Source organism: Paenibacillus sp. Marseille-P2973 (genome assembly GCF_018101095.1).
GTDB classification, from domain to species: Bacteria; Bacillota; Bacilli; order Paenibacillales; family Paenibacillaceae; genus Fontibacillus; species Fontibacillus vini.
Genome location: NZ_JAGQEH010000005.1, coordinates 343,052 through 361,275 on the forward strand (window position 1 = coordinate 343,052; position 18,224 = coordinate 361,275).

18 protein-coding genes are annotated in these 18,224 nt (G+C 46.6%); 2 read left to right on the plus strand and 16 right to left on the minus strand.

The window, feature by feature from the left end; translation table 11 throughout:
* Positions 1–174: 174 nt before the first annotated feature.
* The 11 genes from KB559_RS13395 to KB559_RS13445 all read right to left on the minus strand — a co-directional run bounded on the left by KB559_RS13395 (position 175) and on the right by KB559_RS13445 (position 8,929).
* On the minus strand, positions 175–1,302 hold the full coding sequence (locus tag KB559_RS13395; protein WP_211022432.1) for a response regulator: 1,128 nt from the start codon (positions 1,300–1,302) through the stop codon (positions 175–177).
* 250 nt (positions 1,303–1,552) lie between these two features.
* A complete protein-coding gene (locus KB559_RS13400; RefSeq protein ID WP_211022433.1) occupies positions 1,553–2,164 on the minus strand; it encodes a hypothetical protein in 612 nt (203 codons plus the stop codon).
* An 88-nt stretch (positions 2,165–2,252) separates the two neighbouring features.
* The gene (locus tag KB559_RS13405) at positions 2,253–2,462 is read right to left on the minus strand and encodes a helix-turn-helix domain-containing protein (RefSeq protein ID WP_211022546.1); all 210 of its coding nucleotides are present in this window, start codon (positions 2,460–2,462) and stop codon (positions 2,253–2,255) included.
* A gap of 10 nt (positions 2,463–2,472) precedes the next feature.
* Positions 2,473–2,991: a DUF2975 domain-containing protein gene (locus KB559_RS13410; RefSeq protein ID WP_211022434.1), complete on the minus strand. Its 519-nt coding sequence runs from the start codon at positions 2,989–2,991 to the stop codon at positions 2,473–2,475.
* A 134-nt stretch (positions 2,992–3,125) separates the two neighbouring features.
* The gene (locus tag KB559_RS13415; RefSeq protein WP_211022435.1) at positions 3,126–3,545 is read right to left on the minus strand and encodes a Na+/H+ antiporter subunit G; all 420 of its coding nucleotides are present in this window, start codon (positions 3,543–3,545) and stop codon (positions 3,126–3,128) included.
* Positions 3,529–3,810 carry a Na(+)/H(+) antiporter subunit F1 gene (locus KB559_RS13420; RefSeq protein ID WP_211022436.1) on the minus strand — a complete coding sequence of 94 codons (282 nt, stop codon included), beginning with the start codon at positions 3,808–3,810 and terminating at the stop codon, positions 3,529–3,531. The genes KB559_RS13415 and KB559_RS13420 overlap by 17 nt, the downstream gene beginning before the upstream one ends.
* Entirely contained in the window at positions 3,807–4,286 is a 480-nt protein-coding gene (locus tag KB559_RS13425) for a Na+/H+ antiporter subunit E (protein ID WP_211022437.1), read from the minus strand. The genes KB559_RS13420 and KB559_RS13425 overlap by 4 nt, the downstream gene beginning before the upstream one ends.
* A gap of 14 nt (positions 4,287–4,300) precedes the next feature.
* Complete coding sequence (locus KB559_RS13430) at positions 4,301–5,776, minus strand: Na+/H+ antiporter subunit D (protein WP_211022438.1); 1,476 nt, start codon at positions 5,774–5,776, stop codon at positions 4,301–4,303.
* On the minus strand, positions 5,769–6,107 hold the full coding sequence (locus tag KB559_RS13435; RefSeq protein WP_211022439.1) for a Na(+)/H(+) antiporter subunit C: 339 nt from the start codon (positions 6,105–6,107) through the stop codon (positions 5,769–5,771). The genes KB559_RS13430 and KB559_RS13435 overlap by 8 nt, the downstream gene beginning before the upstream one ends.
* Before the next feature lies 1 nt (position 6,108).
* Entirely contained in the window at positions 6,109–6,531 is a 423-nt protein-coding gene (locus KB559_RS13440) for a Na(+)/H(+) antiporter subunit B (protein ID WP_211022440.1), read from the minus strand.
* Positions 6,518–8,929, minus strand: coding sequence for a Na+/H+ antiporter subunit A (locus tag KB559_RS13445; RefSeq protein WP_211022441.1), 2,412 nt, complete (start codon positions 8,927–8,929; stop codon positions 6,518–6,520). The genes KB559_RS13440 and KB559_RS13445 overlap by 14 nt, the downstream gene beginning before the upstream one ends.
* A 124-nt stretch (positions 8,930–9,053) precedes the next feature.
* On the opposite strand from KB559_RS13445, the gene KB559_RS13450 reads away from it, so the two are divergent.
* Complete coding sequence (locus tag KB559_RS13450; protein ID WP_211022442.1) at positions 9,054–9,737, plus strand: universal stress protein; 684 nt, start codon at positions 9,054–9,056, stop codon at positions 9,735–9,737.
* Positions 9,738–9,835: 98 nt separating this feature from the next.
* Here KB559_RS13450 and KB559_RS13455 read toward each other — a convergent pair whose 3' ends face one another.
* The 3 genes from KB559_RS13455 to KB559_RS13465 form a co-directional block, all read right to left on the minus strand.
* Positions 9,836–10,399 (minus strand): tyrosine-type recombinase/integrase, encoded by a 564-nt coding sequence (locus KB559_RS13455; RefSeq protein ID WP_211022443.1) that lies wholly within the window; start codon positions 10,397–10,399, stop codon positions 9,836–9,838.
* A 151-nt stretch (positions 10,400–10,550) separates the two neighbouring features.
* Complete coding sequence (locus tag KB559_RS13460; RefSeq protein WP_211022444.1) at positions 10,551–11,669, minus strand: response regulator; 1,119 nt, start codon at positions 11,667–11,669, stop codon at positions 10,551–10,553.
* Positions 11,670–11,944: 275 nt separating this feature from the next.
* The gene (locus KB559_RS13465) at positions 11,945–15,067 is read right to left on the minus strand and encodes an S-layer homology domain-containing protein (RefSeq protein WP_247681818.1); all 3,123 of its coding nucleotides are present in this window, start codon (positions 15,065–15,067) and stop codon (positions 11,945–11,947) included.
* Positions 15,068–15,394: 327 nt separating this feature from the next.
* Here KB559_RS13465 and KB559_RS13470 point away from each other — a divergent pair, with 327 nt between their 5' ends.
* Positions 15,395–15,763, plus strand: coding sequence for a hypothetical protein (locus KB559_RS13470; protein ID WP_211022446.1), 369 nt, complete (start codon positions 15,395–15,397; stop codon positions 15,761–15,763).
* 105 nt (positions 15,764–15,868) lie between these two features.
* Here KB559_RS13470 and KB559_RS13475 read toward each other — a convergent pair whose 3' ends face one another.
* Together KB559_RS13475 and KB559_RS13480 are read right to left on the minus strand one after the other, a co-directional pair.
* The gene (locus tag KB559_RS13475; RefSeq protein ID WP_211022447.1) at positions 15,869–17,677 is read right to left on the minus strand and encodes a sugar-binding protein; all 1,809 of its coding nucleotides are present in this window, start codon (positions 17,675–17,677) and stop codon (positions 15,869–15,871) included.
* 190 nt (positions 17,678–17,867) lie between these two features.
* A complete protein-coding gene (locus KB559_RS13480; protein ID WP_211022448.1) occupies positions 17,868–18,155 on the minus strand; it encodes a DUF6809 family protein in 288 nt (95 codons plus the stop codon).
* Between the last annotated feature and the right edge of the window lie 69 nt (positions 18,156–18,224).

Consider the following 18,224-nt stretch of genomic DNA (forward strand, 5'->3'; position numbering starts at 1 on the left):
TACATTGCTCTCCTCCTTCATATTCTCTATGATATTAATCACTAATTCTCACAATTCGCTAACATTCGACAATTTCCGAGATGAACTATTTTGAATCAACGAACACTATGCTGCGGAATACCCACATAGGAATGCAAAAAAAGGACTCCGTCCCCCATTCGGAGGTCGAAATCCTTAATATAGACGCATATTCATATATAGCTGCTTTAACGTTGCCGGAGGCTCCACACCCAACTCTTCTATGAATTCCGCCTTCATTCTCTCGTAATGTGATAAAAAGGCTGTTCGATCCTGCAACCCTATATAGGTTCTCAGGAGAATCTCATGGGCTTCCTCATCAAAGGGTACATCGTAGAGCACCGACAGCAGAAGTTCAATCGTCTCATGATAATGGCCCTGATCAAAATGCCATCTGGCGACTTTTTTTGCAAGACCCGCAAAGTATCGGGACATCCTCTCCCGCTCCGCCTCGCACCACGGGTAATCGCGGCTTCCGAAAAGCGGCCCCCTATACAGTTGAATGGCCTTTGTTGCCACCTCAACCTGGCGAGGATTCAACTCATTTATATCGACAGCGGCTTGCTCAAACATCACGTAATCGCACGGAGCATCACATTCCATCCGGTAGAACCCGCGCTGGGAAGAGATACGCACGCCAATCCCGCCATCCCTCAACGTCTTCTTCATCCGGTACACGGCCATATGCAGATTTTGATTCAGCTTCTCCGAAGATATAATTCCCGGCCACAGACTGTCGCAAAGAGTCCACTTTGAAATATTCGTGTTTCGATGGACCAGTAAATAGGCAAATAGCTCTTCCGCCTTGGCGGTAGGGAAGCGGATGGGTTCCGTTTGCTCTGCCGGGTACACCTCGAAGCCTCCGAGGCATACGATGCGGGAAGGAGCTTGTCCTGATTCTGACACTGCAGCGACGTTACCCTTCTTTCTTTTTACTACTCTATCTATGGTCCGATACAGCAACTCCGGCTCCACCGGCTTAAGCAAATAGTCCAACGCATGGACGCGAAACGCCTCCAAAGCATACTGATGATAAGCCGTAATAAATACGATCTCCACGTCTTCCAGCAGCTCCAATATGCGCGACGCTATCTCCAATCCGTTCATCCCCGGCATCTCGATATCCAGAAACACGATATCCGGTCCAAGCTCCTTTGCATCCCTAAGCATCTCGGAAGGATCCGTGTAGGCACCGACCACTTGTACATCGCTTCTTTCCCTGACCAGTTTGTTCAGTATATTTAATGAGGGTCTCTCATCATCAAGCAATACGGCCCTTAACATCGCACGTCACTGATTTCCTGAAAAAACTGAAACGCCCTGCTTAGAAGACTTGGCCCGAAGTTGGACACTTGTCCACTCCCCTTCCGAATATGAATGTACTCATCTTTCCATACCGTACCCTGATTCAGGTTAAAACAATCATCAGGTCAGGTTCCTTGATTGGAAAACTATTATATCAAATTTTAAATAAATATTGATAGTCATCAACAAAACTCCTTGACCCATCAGCGGTGGCTGACAGATCAAGGAGTTACCGGTGCAAGACTTCCCGATTGTTTACGTCAAAGGTGATTTCGCCGCCCGAATGCCTCGCGAAGAAATGCTTCCTTCTCCCCGGAGATTCATGCACACGATCGCTGTTGAGACTTGCCTGATAGTCTTTCACCCTGCCTTCAAAGACCAGTTGAAAATTTCCGGCATACGGCAGCTCGCTTGGTTCAAGCAAGGAGGGATCTTTGTCAAAATAAAGGAGCCTCCCTCTCTTCAGAACAGAAGCCACAAACTGTGAACAGAAGAAAGCATGCTTTCGCACGACCGGTTTCTGAACCATCACGCCAAATAATCCTATGAAATTATAACGGTAGCGTTCCCTCTGTACGTAGATCTCTTGAACATACCGACGCATGATTTGATATTCTTCCTTGGTTACGGTTAAAGAATAGACAGCACAATCCGCTTGCATAAACAGAACGGAGCGAAGATCCTCCCGCACGAATCCTCCTATAAAAGGATTTCTCTCGGTCTTTCTCCCAAAACTATATACCTCGGTTAAAGCTGCATCAAAAGCGATAGAGGCATGATTATAGCGCTGTCCGGTATAAGACTTAATCATCCGGTTTAACACCGTTCCCGTATCCGTCAAAAGGAGATATATCTTTCGTTCCCCGGTCAACATCCTCACTTCAACTTACATCCTCTCGTACCATCCTCTTGTAGCATAGGGATTTGATCTATTCCTCGCTCTGGTATTCCAAAATATCTCCAGGCTGACACTCCAAAGCCTGACAAATTGCTTCCAAAGTAGAAAAGCGAATTGCCTTTGCCTTGCCGTTCTTCAAAATAGAAAGGTTCGCCATTGTAATTCCGACTTTCTCCGAAAGCTCTGTTACGCTCATTTTCCTCTTAGCCAGCATCACGTCAACATTGATTATAATCGCCATTATATTCACCTCAGACCGTTAAGTCATTTTCCGATTTGATATCGATCGCATTCTTGAGCAGCTTCTGGAGTACCGCCGCAAAGACCGCAATCACGAAGGAAGCGAAAATAATGACCAAGCCGATAACAATGATCCCCGGAGCGTCGTCCTTCTCGGCCATCAAATAGAGGAAAGGCTCGCTTGCCGCAAACAGGATACTGATGGCGAAGGCGCAGTATTTAATTTTCTTTAAGGTTCCGACGGCCAGTTCGGAGAAAGCCTGATTCCTGTCAATATAGCTTAACAGCTTAAATGCCTGAACCAAGGCAAAGAAGAACGGGATTACCGAGACGTAAATCACGATAAACACCGGATACACCCAATAGGGAGAAAAATAGTCTGCCGCTTCCGTAACGATCTGCGGCAATCCAAAGATGCACAAGGCAAGCACCGGCAGCCCGATCAGAACAACAACGGCCTTCAAAAAGAGTGTTTCTCGCTTCACAAAAAAGCACCTCGCTTGATTTATCGATATTTTGATTATACACATTATTTATCGATAATCAATAAATAATTGTTAATTATCATGATATTATTATCGATTAATCAGCGAGTCATAATGAAATAAAAGGGCATCGAATTCATCATTATGGCTGATGAACCCGATGCCCTCATGCCGGTGCTTCAGTTTGTGGGTAGTGGTTTACTTCCTTGCTCCACTTCGTCCGTCAGATCTTCCGAATCTAACTCCATATTCTCATTCTCCATATAATAGTCCTTCAACTCGTCTTGAACCGTACTCTCGGTCATCGGCACGTGGTGCCGGTAGGCCGACCGACAGATCATATGCGCAGCCACCGGAGCCGTCAGGAATACAAAGAAGATTCCCAGAATGAGGCGGATGCTGAAATAACCGTCGGAGATTAAAAAGTACAGCAAGGTTCCAAGCAGCGCGCACAGCACGCCGAGCGTAGAACTTTTAGATGCAGCATGAGATCTTGTATATACATCCGGCAACCGGACATTCCCGATCGCGCTGATCAGACTGAAGATCGCCCCGATCAGGATCAGGACAGCTCCAATGACTTCACCGCTTCCGCTCAATGACAACACCCCTCTCCAGGAATTTGGCAAAGGCGGTCGTCCCTATAAAGGATAAAATTCCGATGAGCAGAATCAGGTCAAAGAAAGCATGCGTGTGAAAAAGGACGGAGAATACCGCGATACTGGCAATGATATTGATGCCGACCGAATCCAGCGCCTGCACGCGATCCGCACTGGACGGCCCTTTCACGATCCGGTACAGATTAGCCATGATCGCCAGTACCAGCAAGCATAAAGCAATAACCAAGATTGTCTCGAATATCATTTTCTTGTCACATCCTTTATTGCTTTTTCGAAAATCGATTTGGACTTGATGACAGATTCCTTAGAGTCAGGCATATTCAGGCCATGAATATACAGCATCTTCGAATCGGTGGATACTTCTATCACGACCGAGCCCGGCGTTAGGCAGATCAATAAGGATAGCAGCGTGATCTCCAAGTCCCCTTCCAAATCGGTCTCCACCTTAAAAATCCCCGGCTTTACATCCAGCTTGGGCTGAAGCACATGCTTCATGACCATGATGGAGGAAGTAAACAATTCGTGGATGAAAATCACGAACAGCTTGCCGACAGCCGCTAACGTAAATAAATAATACGGCTTCTTAAAAAACCGTCGCATGAAGAATAAAATAATCAAGCCGACAAAATAGCCGCTGATGAAGTTGAGAACACTCGTCTCATCCTGGAGAAACATCCATAAATATGCGATGAATATATTGAGCAAAACCTGAATGGGCATAGCCTTCTCCCCCTTTAGTCAAACACGGCTTGAATATAGAGACTCGGATTCAACAACTCCTCGGCAGCCTGGGTCACATAGCCCGCAATGCCTTCCGCTCCGATCCCGAGGGCGAGGCTGACGACGGTGAGCAGAACAATCGGAAGAATCAAGCCTTTCGTCGTCCCCAGCTCCTCCTCTTCGCTCAGCTTCATTTCACCCCAGAAAGCATTCATGAACAGCTTCATCATAGAGTAGAGGATGAATAAGCTGGCAACGAGCCCGATGGCCCCAAGCCAAAAGTAACCTCCCTCAAACGTACCGCGGGTAATGAAGACTTTACCTAGGAATCCGCTAAGCGGCGGAATGCCTACCATCGATAGTGCGGCAAGGAAGAACATCCAGCCCAGCCCGGGGTGCCGCCGGATCAAACCGCTGATTTCCTTCAAGTCGCTGGTTCCGGTCAAATGAATCACCGTACCGCCGATCAGGAAGATGAGCGCCTTGATGATCATGTCGTGGATCAAATAATAAATCGACCCGGTGATGCCTGCAGATGTTAAGGAGACCAGACCTGCCATAATAAATCCGACGCTGATGACGACATTGTAGGTCAGTATCTTTTTCAAATCCCAGAAGCCTATCGCCCCAAGCCCGCCTAAGATCATCGTGAGCGCAGCCAATATTCCTATGAACCAATGGGTAATCTGCGGTTCGTGATAGAAGATCAGCGTAAACATACGGAAGATCGCATAAATCCCTACCTTGGTCAGCAACGCGGCAAAGATAGCGGCGATCGCCGTCGGAGGCACACTATAGGACCCCGGAAGCCAGAAGAATAACAGCAGCCCCGCCTTTAGCGCGAATACGATTAAGAATAAAAAGGCAACGGTAGTGATCAGTCCGTCCTGACCCACTTCGGCTATCTTGAGAGACAAGTCGGCAAGGTTCAAGGTGCCGGTGATCGAGTATAGATAAGCAACTCCCATCAGGAAGAAGGCCGATGAAATGATGTTCGTGAAGATATATTTTAAAGACTCCCGAAGCTGTCTCTTCTCCCCGCCGAAAGTAATCAATACGTAAGAAGACACCAGGAACAGTTCAAAGAAGACATACAGATTAAATAGATCCCCGGTTAAGAACGAGCCGTTGACCCCCGTCACCAGGAACAGGAACAACGGATAGAAGTACAGCTTCTGCTGCTTCCTGCCCATCGTCGGGAAAGCATAGATCAGACAACATAAAGCAACGATGGACGTGGCCAACAGCAGCAATGCGCTGAACATATCTCCAACAAAACTGATGCCATACGGAGCCTCCCAGCCGCCCAACTGCAAGGTTTGGATCCCGTGATGATGAATCTGATTGATTAATAGAACAGAGACGGCTGTCGTAGCGAGCAAGGCAATTAAGCTTAGTACCCGCTGAAGCTTGATATTGGTATGAAAAATTATGAGCACCATGCCTATGATTAACGGGAGAACAACCGGCGCGATTAATAAGTTATTCATGCTCCTCCCCCCTTAGCTGTTCCAAATCATCGGTCCCGAAGCCCTGATAAGCGCGATAGCACAGAACCAGTACCAATGCGGTCACGGCAAAGTTGATGACGATAGCCGTCAGCACCAAGGCTTGGGGAAGAGCATCCGTGAAGTCCGTAATTTTTTCCCCAAGCAGCGGAGCAGCCCCTGTCTTCAACCCGCCGGAAGTAATGATTAACAGATTAACGGCATGACCAATGATGGATGTCCCCAGGACAATCCGCAAGAGATGTCTCGATAAGATCAAATAAGTGCCGATCGTGACTAAGATCCCGACCAGGATGACGATTAATGTATCCATATTAGCGGTCCTCACTTATGCTCAGAATAATATTGACCGCAGTGCCTATAACCGCCAAGGCAACCCCTGTATCAAAGATCAAGGCGGACGCAAGCTCAGTCTTTCCGAAAATCGGCAAATTGAAATAGTCGAACGCCTGAGTCAAGAAAGGCTTACCGAAGATGACGGACGTCATCCCTGTCCCGATGGCAATCAGCACGCCGATGGCAGCGAGTTTCTTGAAATCCATCCGGATATTCTCCCTGACCTTATCGATGCCAAAAGAAAGATATAGAAGAACAATCGCCGCTGCCGTGCTCAGCCCGCCAATGAAGCCCCCGCCGGGATGATGATGGCCGTTCATGAATAGATAGAACGAGAAGGTCAAAATGATCACAACGGCTACCCGTGTTACACTTTGCAAGATGACATCATTCTGCTTCATGTTCTTTCCCCCTTTTAGAACGTTGACGAATCAATACGTATACACCCAGTCCGGCAATCGCTAATACCGATATTTCCAGCATCGTATCGAAGCCCCGGAAATCGACCAGGATTGCGTTTACAATATTTTTGGCGCCGGCCAGCTTGTATGAATTCTCAAAAAACGAGGTGATCGGCTCGAATAACTTATGACCATTCGCGGACAATCCCAGAACGGTTACCGTCAGGCCGACCGCGATCGAGATGAATAAATTCGTCCATTTAAACGAAAGGCGTTCCATGCTTTTCTTCAGCTTCGGCAAGTGATAGAAGCACAGCAAGAACAGTACCGTGGTCACCGTCTCTACAACCATCTGGGTCAATGCCAAATCCGGAGCCCGGAAGATCACAAAGAACATGGAAACCATATAGCCTAACGCCCCAAGGGCAACAATGGCTACTATTCGATTACCTGCTAATAGCACCGTTAATGCGGAGATGATCATACAGATCACCAGCCCGGCATCAAACACACTAATCATCGCGTTATTGGAGAAATCGAAACGGAGCCCATAGAACCATAAGAGCGAGCCCATCAATAACAGGACGAAGAATACGAAAATATAGAGCAAATAGTGTCGCAGCGAGCCCGTCATATACCGGTTGGTCAACGAAGCCGACCATCGCTCGGCACCTAATAATCCTTCATTGAAAAAGTGATTTAGCGTCAGGCTCTGCGGGAATTTACGGGCCGCAGGGAGCCAACGCTTCTTGGCCATATAGAGCAGGCCCCCGAGGAGAATCACGCCGATCGTCATGAGCAGCTCATAGTTCACGCCATGCCAAGCGCTGATCTTCAGATCGTAAGAAGAGACGGTCATCATAGGCAGAACTGCGCTTAATGCCGGGGCAAGGATATATTTGCCCAGCACATTCGGGAAGAAGAAGATCAGTAAAACAAGCAGGCCAAGCACAATCGGAGCGATCAGCATGCCGATCGGCGCCTCATGCACCTTGCGGTTCAGCCGCTCGGGATGATATTTTCCCCCGAAGGTTTTGAACACGAAGATCATGCAGTACACAAAAGTCATGATGCTGGCTACCCAGGCAATGATCGGGAAGAGCGTACCGATGTTATTCAGGCCGAATACGCCTGCTTTGGATACATCGAGCACCGCGGCAAAGAACATTTCCTTACTAAGAAAGCCGTTGAACGGCGGTAACCCGGCCATGGACAGGCCACCGACCAGCGCAATCGTGAACGTGATCGGCATCACATGCATCAATCCGCCTAAATAGCGGATATCCCGCCGGCCTGTCTCATGGTCGATGATGCCGACCACCATAAACAGACTTCCTTTAAAGGTAGAATGATTAAACAAATGGAAGAGAGCCGCAAAAGTAGCTACGGTAAACACGGTTCCGCTCTCGCCGGGGCCGAAATAGACGGCTAGGGAACCGATCCCGAGCAGGCTCATGATTAAACCTAGCTGGCTAATGGTCGAATAGGCCAAGAGCGGCTTCAAATCCGTCTGCCGCAAGGCGGTCAATGAACCATATAACAGCGTAATGATCCCGACGCCGGATATTAGCCAGAACCAGACCGGGCTGCCGCCGAAGACGGGCGTCATTCTTGCCACCAAATAAATGCCGGCTTTAACCATCGTGGCCGAGTGGAGATAACTGCTTACAGGGGTAGGCGCCTCCATCGCGTCCGGCAGCCAAATGCTGAACGGAAATTGCGCCGACTTCGTAAAGGCCCCTAACAGGATACATAGCATGGCAGGAATAAACAGCGAATGTCCCTGGATAACCTCCATATTCGCAATCAATTCCCGAATGCTATACGTGTCCGCCATCATGATCAGCATAATGAAGCCGGCCAGCAGACCGAAACCGCCAAACACCGTAATCAGCATAGATTTCATAGCGCCTTGCCTGGAGCTTTTCCGCTCGTACCAATAGGAAATTAACAAGAAAGAAGATACGCTCGTCAGCTCCCAGAACCCGTAAAAGGCCAACAAGTGATCCGAGAACACCAATCCCAGCATGGCTCCCATAAACATCAGCAGGTAAATATAGAAGTTATGGAGCGCTTCCCGTACCTTGGACATATAAAAAATAGAATAAAGTATGACCAGAGCTCCGACGCCGGAAATCAGCAGACCGAACAGCAGGCCAAGACCGTCGACATAGGACGTGATATGAATACCGAAAGACGGAATCCAGGAGAACGTATATTCAAAAGTCTCTCCGGATGAAACAGCGGGTATAAATCGCAGCAAATAGATCAGGATAGATAATGGGACAACTAGCACGAACCAGCCTGTATGAACCTGGCGGTTCAAATATTTATACAAAAAGGGAACAATACACGCAAAGATAAACGGCAGAAAAATAAAGAGATATATTGTATTCACCGCACTCCTCCTCGCTAACCAATCAAATCCTCTTAAATACCGTTTGACTCTTGAGGTGACTTCTACTATAGTCTTACATAGTTTAAATAAGCTCCATTATTAACCTTGAGGTGAATGATTTAAAATGGATAATCTGTTCAATGAGAGCATACTTGTCTGCGTTTATTATGGGCCGAACGGAGAAAGATTACTCAAGCGCGGCTGCAAAATCGCCAATATGCTCCAGGCTCCGCTCTATGTCTTGACCATTGATCCGAAGCCGTTTGATGAATTGGATGCCGAGAAAACTTTTTATATCGAGAAATGGAAAGAGTTCGCCCATTCCCACCCTACGGCTCAATTCATAATGAAGGATAACGAACACCGTCCCGTGTCCAAGGTCATTGCCGAAGTAGCCAGAGAACATCAGGTTACGCAAATCATTTTGGGCCAGACGGCGCATAGCCGATGGGAACAAATTACGAAGGGGTCGATTATCAATTCGTTGGTGCGCGACATCCCCTTTGTCGACTTGCACATCGTTTCCGTCGCCCGTCATATCCGGGATGAAGAAGGACTGTATGAAAAGGGTGTTCGCGCCTATTTAGTTCAGGACGGAGACCAGTATCAGATCAGCTTTAACCATGATAAAGATACTCTATATGAAGGTATTTTCTTCAAAGAAGCCGATACGGACTTCGATAATGGTATCTTTCGCTTTATGAAAGACGCGGAAACGCTGCAGGTTCTTGTTATAGATGGGGTTGTTACGGAATTGAAGAATGTAGATATTCAAACAACAATGAACCTGAACGACGCAGATAATTAATTTAAAATTAGAGGTCTATTCCGTACCTGTTATCCAATGCTCTCTACATATTGATGTGGGGAGTTTCTTATTTTTATTGGCGGATGATGACATTCGATTTATAAGTCCACATCTACTTTGATAGGCAAGCCTTCGCTTTTATTCACGCCTAAGTACTTCAGCGTCTCTGCCGTAGAATGATGATTCAAAATCGACTTGATGATGGAAATGGCAATACCCCGATGGTACGCATGGTAACCGAACGTCTTCCTCAGCGTATGCGTCCCGATATTCTCCGAGATCCCAATCTCCCTTGCGGAATGATTAATAATCCGGTAGGCCTGCTGGCGGGTAATCGGGCCTCCATCCTTCTTGGATTTAAACAAATAATCATCCTCGTTCCAATCCTTACCGGACAAGTACTCATTTAAAACATCCCCGATCTTGCTGTTTAAGTAATAGGCCTTCTCCTCCCCTGTCTTCTCGTCCTTAATAAACAAAAACTGTCTCGGGCTCTGACCATCCCATACTTCCTGTACCGTAAGATTCAGCATATCCACAAGATTTAAACCCGTATTAATACCAAGTACAAACAGCAGCAAGTCTCTGATGGAGTGCTTTCTCAGCTCCTCCTTCATCGCTTGAATGGTCTGCATGTCTCGAATCGGATTCACATATTGCACCGATAATCCCTCCGAATTGATGTTACTTAATTGTAGCTTAACATATATTAAGTAACATCACAAATGAGAATTGAATGAAAATGAGCAGGAAATATCCCTGAAAAAAAATAAAAACGGCACCCTTTGGGTGCCTTAAATAAGGAAGATACGACTATGAATATATATCGGCGTGCATCTGCTTTAAAAATTCCGGTGGCTCTGCTCCCAGCTCCTCCAAAAATGCTTTCTCCATCTTTTCATAATGGAATAAGAACGCTGTTCGATCTTGTAAAATCTTATATGTCCGTAAAAGGAGTTCATGCGCCTCTTCATCCAAAGGGACATGGCTGAGCAAAGTAAGAAGGACTTCGGCCGACTGCCGGTGTTGATCGTTTTCCAAATGCCGTTTGGCTATTTCCTTGGCGAGGCCGGCAAAATATCGGGACATTCTCTCACGTTCCGCCTCGCACCAGGCGTAGTCCCTATTTGCGAAGAGCGGTCCTTTATACAAATCAAACGCTGTGGTTAAGGCTTCGGTAGTCTCTTTTTTTACATCCGCCATATTGGTCACTGCTTGCTCAAACAATACGTAATCGCAAATCTCGCCGCAATCCATTCGGTAGAAACCCTTCTGGGATGACATCCGCACTTTGATTCCGCTGTCTCGCAGTGTTTTCTTCATCCGATGCATGTTCACATGCAATTTATGTTCGACTTTATCCGTAGATGCAACCTCCGGCCATAGACTGTCGCACAGCGTCCATTTGGAAATCATCGTATTCCGGTGGATCAGGAAATAGGCAAACAGCTCTTCCGCCTTAACGGTAGGAAAACGAACGGGCTCCGTCTGTTCCCCTTCGTATATTTCAAACCCTCCAAAGCAAACAATCCGGGGTTCCGTTTCAGTCGCTGCAGGAGGTGTTGATGTCCCTTTTCTCTTCAATACTCTCTCTAGCGTACGATGCAGCATATCCGGCTCCACCGGCTTTACCAAGTAGTCTATCGCGCTTACGCGGAAAGCATCCAAGGCATACTGAGGATAGGCGGTAACAAAAATAATCTCGATATCCTCGCGCAGCTCCCGCAATCGGGCAGCCATTTGCAACCCGTTCATCTCCGGCATCTCAATATCCAGAAAGACGAGATCGGGCATCAGCCTGCTTACCTCGTTAAACATTTCCAATGGGTCTGTGTATGTTCCAACCACCTGCACAGCATGATGTTCCTCGATTAATTTACTCAACACCTTCAACGCGGGTCTTTCATCATCCAGCAGTATAACCCTCAGCATGTTGCATCACGTAGCTCCTGATGAAATTGAATCGCTGTGCCTGGAAGCCTTAAATCAAAATAGGACACTCGTTCATTCCTCCCTGCTACTCTCTATGTTCGAACCGGTTCCCATTTTACTCATACAAATCACAATCTATTCAACTAAAATCGACAAAATATTACAATTCCAATTATAGCATGACATGTCTCCGCTAAGGTATAGTGAAACTCGGAAAGAACCTTATACAGTAAGAAAAGCCCGCTCCAGGAGCGGGCTTTTCGTTTAAATCGGTCTTACTTCTTCCAGTCTTCGACCCCAGTCTCAAATTGCTCGAATGCATGCGGAATGGAAGCTTCCATGATATCCGAATAGTTACTGTGATTCACCGAAACATCGGACCATTTCGGATCTACTTTGATAAGCCATGGTTTACGACCCAGCAGCTCGTTAAAGATCCGTACAACTTCCAATCTCGTAATCGGTTGGTTCGGATTAAACTTTTGGCCCGTGAAGTCGAACAGCAGACCTTGTTTCTCGGCCGATGCAATAGCTTGTTCAGCCCAATGTCCCTTGATGTCGGAGTAGGTGCTTTCACTTGCAGCATCCCATTTGTACAAATTCATAAGAATTTGCGCGAATTCCGCCCGGGTAATCTGTTGCTTCGGCTTGAACGTATTCTTGCCGGAACCGACCATCCATTTGTTGCTGGTTGCCGTCGTGATCGCATTTACGGCCCAATAATTTGCGCTTACATCCGAATAAGAAACCTTAGTGGATTTCGCTTCAGGAGTATACAACCGGGACAAGATCGCCGCGACCTCTGCCCGGACAATACCACGATCCGCTTTGAAAGTGCCGTCAGGATATCCGACCATATACGCACTATGATCGCCTGCCGCTTTCACTTTCGGTTGTGCGGAGAAGCTGAATTTCACGATCGTATCGCCGACATGGATGATGCCGTCTTTTACATAACTGTCGTCCCCAAAGCTCTCTTCACGCTTATCGTTACGGCTGTCGAATACAATGTATCCGTTCTTCTCACCTAAGAAGTAATAATCGCCGTCCGCGTAAACCATCCAGCCGTATTGGCCTTCGTCTGTGCTAGCTTGCGGATTGTGGTTCTTGTTCGGCGAGAAATCCGGGAGCTCCGGCAAATTAACAACAGTTCCAGGCTTTCTGCCCTTGGCCCGGTTCAGTTCCGTATCGGCCCAATACAATTGCATGTTCACACCCGATACCGGCTGATTCGTTACAGAATCGAGAATCGTTCCATAAGGATCGACCAAATCGACCTTCAAGCTGGCATTACCTTTGCTATCAACCACCAGCGTGCCCGCAGGCCCAGCCAGCTTCTCCCCGTTAGGCGCGATCACGTTCAGCGACAATTTATATTCGCCAGGCGCCACTTTCGGAAGCGTAAAGCTTCCATCTTGATTCATTACAATATTCGGCAGATTCAGTTCTTTACCGTTTGCCGTTTTAATTTTCCCCGTTACCTTAAGACTGTCCCCAATTAACTTCGTAATTTTGTCTTGAACGACTTTGCCCCCATTGGCTTGGTCGGAAACAACGACATCCGTCTTCATCGTCGGCTGCGCTGCCGGAGGCGTCGAAGGTGCAGGAGCCGAAGGAGTTGTTGCAGGAGGCGTAGTTACCGGTGGTGCAGTTGGCGTAGCGGTAGCCACGTTGGATTCCCCAAGATAAAATCCGGATTTAACATTTAAACGGAAATGATAGGTCTTCCCATTCGTCAAGCCTGTTACTGTAGCGCTTGTGGAGCTTGCATTTAATGTCTCCTTCGGAGTGACCGGAGCGAATTCTTTTCCGTCCGTAGACATCTCAACCACAATATCTCCGTCCGCTGCACCCTTCAATGGAGGGAATTTCAGAGTAACTTCTCCATTTCCTGGCGTAGCCGAGAGGCTGGTTAATTTGCCGGGATCAGCCGCAAGAACGTACACCGTAAAGGTCTTCTCGCTGGTAAGCCCGCCTTTTGTGATCTTGGCTGTCAAGTTCACGTATTTCCCCTTTTGATCAAGGACTGGTCTCGTCACGGTTCCATCAGGAGCAATGGTCGATGTATCATCGGAATACCACGTGATATCATCATCTTCTGGCAAGAACGTGAGGTTTTTTCGAACTCCACTCTTCGAGTCACCTAGCTCGTACTGAATCGATACGTTTTTCTCTGCCGCTTCAATGGCATCAACAGCATCTTTCTTCTCAATAACTTTTTCTACTATGCCTTCAGCAATTCTCTTAATGAGAATGTCAGGATCAATGATCATTTCGAAATCAGGATCGTTTATATCGATATGCAGCCCGCCAGGAAGACCCTGAACGAACTCTTCTTCAATTTGCTTATAGGCCGCATCCGTTACCCCAACATAATGGGCTTCATCTCTAACGAGTATGTCCCCCAGATAAGGGACGTTATCTTTATCCAAGTCCTTCCGCGGGTCGTCGTTGATGTTCACGACATAGCGGTATGGGGCATAGGGATCCCAGTTAATTTCGTTTACCGCCACATTGATATCTTTCTCCGAAGTCGAGAACAGCTTCATATTGTCATATGCAAAAATAGATATGATCCCGCAGTCATGGTCCTTATGACTTACGAACGGACCAAATTCGTTCCCATCCATATCGCTAGACAATGGTTCATCTTTAAAGATTTGTTCACCATTATCCCACATATTCAACTTGTCAATTGTAGCGACAATTTTAATACTGTGTTGAGAAGGCCATTCATCGCCCTTTGAATAGGTCTTTACTAGAGAGACGCCTGGTATGCTACCTAATAAAAGGGGATACATATTTGATTGGAATTCCTCATTATGCAAAGCCATTGCGTCGACTCCGTTGATTTCATAAACAGTGATACTGTCCTGTTCATATAATATAGCGTAGCCACTCAGCTTCCCACTATTATCAATCTTTGTATTAAATAGAAAGCCTCCTCCTTCCATACTGTGATAATCAACTTTGGATTCATCCATATCGAAGGTGATGATCTTCTTTCCCGAAGGGCTTCCGCTTGTCAGCATGTAATCCTTATAACCGGGCTGAGTATATCCATAGAAGGTTAATGCTTTGCCATTATTGGAAATTTGTACGTGATTATAATTCTCAGTTTCAACCTGAGGCTGGTTGCCCATATACCAGGTTTCCTTACCTTTATGCACGTAAGTCTCGTCCGTGACCGTGGCCGGATTTGCACTTGCATCCATGGAGGTAACATACTTGGCGTATTTAGGATCAATACCCTCTTGTATCAACTTATTTTTAACAGCATCATTCAATTTACTTTCAAAGTCATCACCGAGATTAGCGGTACTCGTTCCGACATTATAATAAACCTCTGCTACCGACGATAAGGCATTCGCCATCGGTAAATTCGTGACTGTTAACATTAAAGCCACAGCCAATGATAAGATTTTTTTCTTCATCTGACTCTCCCATCTTGTTCAGTAAGTTACTAGTTACTAACTAACGACCCTTCCTTTATCTCTTAAGAAGTAACGATCTATGCGGACAACACCCTCCAATTAACTGTATTTTAAAAGTCTCAATTTTAATGCTATCAAAGAAATCTCTCAAAAAACTCTCAAACGCAGCTTGTTAGCGATCGATGAAGAATCCGGCCGATCTTACACTCTCGTTGTTAAATAATAGATGAGGATTTATAGTATAATCTGATGTAATTTTTTATACCGTTCAATGAATGAGGGGAAGAATACATGAAGCGCATTCTATCAAAAATGTTAAACACGAAACCTGATATAAGCACGATAAAAGAACATAAGTGGGTTTTGAATACGGTGATGATTATTGGGGGAATCCTCATCGGGGCCGGGGTTGCCGATTGCGTGAGATCATTTAACGAGGTAAATCTAGATCAGCTAGCCAGAGGCCTGACGATTTTCAGTGCCGGCGTTACCATTTGCGTACTGGTGGACAACACCAAAGCCCAAAAAGCAACGAATAAAATCCACCAGGAAACGCAGGTTCAATTGAAGAATGTGGAGAAACAGCTCGAAGCGATCCTGCATTCGCAGCAGCTAACGGAGCAGCAGATTCAGGAGATCCGAGAAAGAGCGTTGAGATAACAAAAACACAGCTCTGCTCAATCCATGATTACGTGAAAAAAGGCCCCCTGTCCCGTCAGGGACAAGAGGCCTTTGGTTTTTGCTATCATAACTCGCGGGTTAAACCTATTGGAACAGGTCCGGCAAAATGTCGTAAATATACTGGTTCACCCAGTTCCAGGCATGCGTCCCGCCGTCGCCCACGATGAAGTAGAAATTCCCTTTCTTTGTATCCGACGAATAAATGAAGGAATCCGTCAACTGCTTCATGGCCTCGATCTGCGGCTTCAAGTTTGGATACGCGATATCGAGATTACCGGTGGCGCTAAAAATGTAGTAATCCTGCGGCTTATAACCGGCATCTTTAGCGACTTTCGCAAGATATTCCGCCGTTTCCTTAGCCTTGCTTGCTCCGCCGCCCTGACCTAATACCCAACTGTCACCGCTTAATGGCAGGTAGTACTTGAAATAGTCGAGGTTATGGATAAAAGTATACCAGGTCGTGACAGACCCCATGGAGAATCCGCCGAACGCCCGATGTGACCGGGATGCCTTTAAATCATCCAAACTGGCCGATTTCGCATAGGTGTGATATTTGGTTTCCACCAACGGAACAATATTATTGATCAATTCCTCATGGAACAAGGCGGTATCATTTTTCCCTCCATAGAAGGTTGGCGTGACAACGATGAACGGTTCAATGTCCCCCTTAGCCATCATATTGTCCAAAATTCTCTTCAGTTCCTTGCTCTGGCCGGGTCCCCCGAAGATAAGATCTTCATTTTCCCCGCCGCCATGCATTAAGTAAAGTACGTTATATTTCTTATTCGAATCGGATGGATCATATCCATTCGGGAGATAAACATGCAGCTTCTTATCGTCCATCCCGTTCGTTAAATTAGGCGCTTTGTAGGTTAAGGTCTCGATGGTCCCCGGCCGGTTGCTCTCCATCCGATATTCGTCCGGCACCGCCTTGAAATATTTCTCATTGGCCGCTTCTTCCGTCATTTCCAATTTGCCTATCGCATTCTTGATCACCGCAACTTGGTCATCAATTTGTTGTTGGGTGGCTTGTTTGTCGTTAAGCACGTTAGAAGCAATCACATTCATCAGGGCGTCCGTAACTACGCCTGGATTCTTATATAGAGTGAAATCCATCTTGAGCGTGCTCTTGATCAAAATCAGGAGGTCATAGGGATTTACTCCGTTGACGGATCCCTTGCTTTTACCCGAAATCACGATTTCTCCGAATTTCCTTGTATCGTTCCACGCGCTGCCCGTCGAATCAAACAGATTCAGGGTACCGATCCGTTCAGATTCCTTGGCATCATTGATCTGTAATTCGATGCCAAGCACCTTTCCGTCTTCCGGCTTTGTCTTGAAGGCAATTCTGGACTCTATGACATAACCTCCATCCACCTTCTTGGCGGCCGTGTAAAACCGTTCGCTTTGTCCGTTGTCTACGGATTGGGCATTCTCGTAGTTTACGCGAAAGTGCAAATCGTCAAGACCATATTCCTGTGTCTTGTCATTGTTCTCGTCAAGAAACAGCTCCACAGAGTCTTGCATATAGGGAGTTCCGGATTTAATAGATAAGTGCTTATCCTTAACTTCCGCCAAAATGTACAGGGCACGATCATCCCATAAAGCTTTAAAAGTAGCTGTGGCCTCAGCCTTCTCCGAACCATGTGGAGGTGAAACCGCTTGGGCTTTGCTCCATGCCTTATCCACATTGCCGTCAATCACGGGCGATCCGAAATTCGCCACCATTCTGCCTTGAGAATCCAGACCATTCTTACCCGGCGGCACAGGCTTCCCTGGACCTCCAGCTGCAGAAGCTTCAGCCCCCGCGCTGGAAACATTCGTAAAAACCATGGATACAAAAACCAACAACATCAACATCGATTGCAGGAACAGTCTTTTTCTTTGCTTCATAAAAATATCTCCTCCCAATGCCAGTCTTGTTTACCCCTGTTTCTTACGACACTTCCGCCAGCGCCCTTATAGAAGCGCTTTCATAATTAACCTCCTTAAAAGTAATTTGTTGATTCATCCCATATTTTAGGCGGGCGCAATTAATTTTTACATTCAAAATACATGCATTTCCTTTTAAAATTCGAACATCTTAATGGGAAGCTTGCTTGGAACCTTCTGAATATACTTCAAAAACCAGCCCCGCTCCTAACCGGAACCCTTGTGCAAAAGAAGCCGCCAGTTCCATTCCTTGAAGCTGCTGGTATAAATCGAACAAAGATTCAAGCTCTTCGAAGTCCTTTTCGGAGAGCTTACTTTTCCATGCGTCCATGGATTCAGAGATTTGCCTGCTTAGTTGGCGATATTCCGGGTCTTGGGGGGCGGTCGTTTCACTGGGGATTAGCTTGCCGTAGTATAGGGATTCTAGAAGGGTGGGCATGGGGAGTACCTCCGTTTTACTTTTATGGTAGCAGAGGTGGGATTAAGGTGTGGTACGTGGATGCGTATA

Excerpts from the sequence above, each read along its gene's own strand:
- KB559_RS13405 (WP_211022546.1), bottom strand. The coding sequence starts at position 2,462 with ATGGCGATTATAATCAATGTTGACGTGATGCTGGCTAAGAGGAAAATG.
- KB559_RS13470 (WP_211022446.1), top strand. The coding sequence starts at position 15,395 with ATGAAGCGCATTCTATCAAAAATGTTAAACACGAAACCTGATATAAGC.
- KB559_RS13475 (WP_211022447.1), bottom strand. The coding sequence starts at position 17,677 with ATGAAGCAAAGAAAAAGACTGTTCCTGCAATCGATGTTGATGTTGTTG.
- KB559_RS13395 (WP_211022432.1), bottom strand. The coding sequence starts at position 1,302 with ATGTTAAGGGCCGTATTGCTTGATGATGAGAGACCCTCATTAAATATA.
- KB559_RS13465 (WP_247681818.1), bottom strand. The coding sequence starts at position 15,067 with ATGTTAACAGTCACGAATTTACCGATGGCGAATGCCTTATCGTCGGTA.
- KB559_RS13460 (WP_211022444.1), bottom strand. The coding sequence starts at position 11,669 with ATGCTGAGGGTTATACTGCTGGATGATGAAAGACCCGCGTTGAAGGTG.
- KB559_RS13480 (WP_211022448.1), bottom strand. The coding sequence starts at position 18,155 with ATGCCCACCCTTCTAGAATCCCTATACTACGGCAAGCTAATCCCCAGT.
- KB559_RS13410 (WP_211022434.1), bottom strand. The coding sequence starts at position 2,991 with ATGTGTATAATCAAAATATCGATAAATCAAGCGAGGTGCTTTTTTGTG.
- KB559_RS13420 (WP_211022436.1), bottom strand. The coding sequence starts at position 3,810 with ATGATATTCGAGACAATCTTGGTTATTGCTTTATGCTTGCTGGTACTG.
- KB559_RS13425 (WP_211022437.1), bottom strand. The coding sequence starts at position 4,286 with ATGCCCATTCAGGTTTTGCTCAATATATTCATCGCATATTTATGGATG.
- KB559_RS13440 (WP_211022440.1), bottom strand. The coding sequence starts at position 6,531 with ATGAAGCAGAATGATGTCATCTTGCAAAGTGTAACACGGGTAGCCGTT.
- KB559_RS13430 (WP_211022438.1), bottom strand. The coding sequence starts at position 5,776 with ATGAATAACTTATTAATCGCGCCGGTTGTTCTCCCGTTAATCATAGGC.
- KB559_RS13450 (WP_211022442.1), top strand. The coding sequence starts at position 9,054 with ATGGATAATCTGTTCAATGAGAGCATACTTGTCTGCGTTTATTATGGG.
- KB559_RS13435 (WP_211022439.1), bottom strand. The coding sequence starts at position 6,107 with ATGGATACATTAATCGTCATCCTGGTCGGGATCTTAGTCACGATCGGC.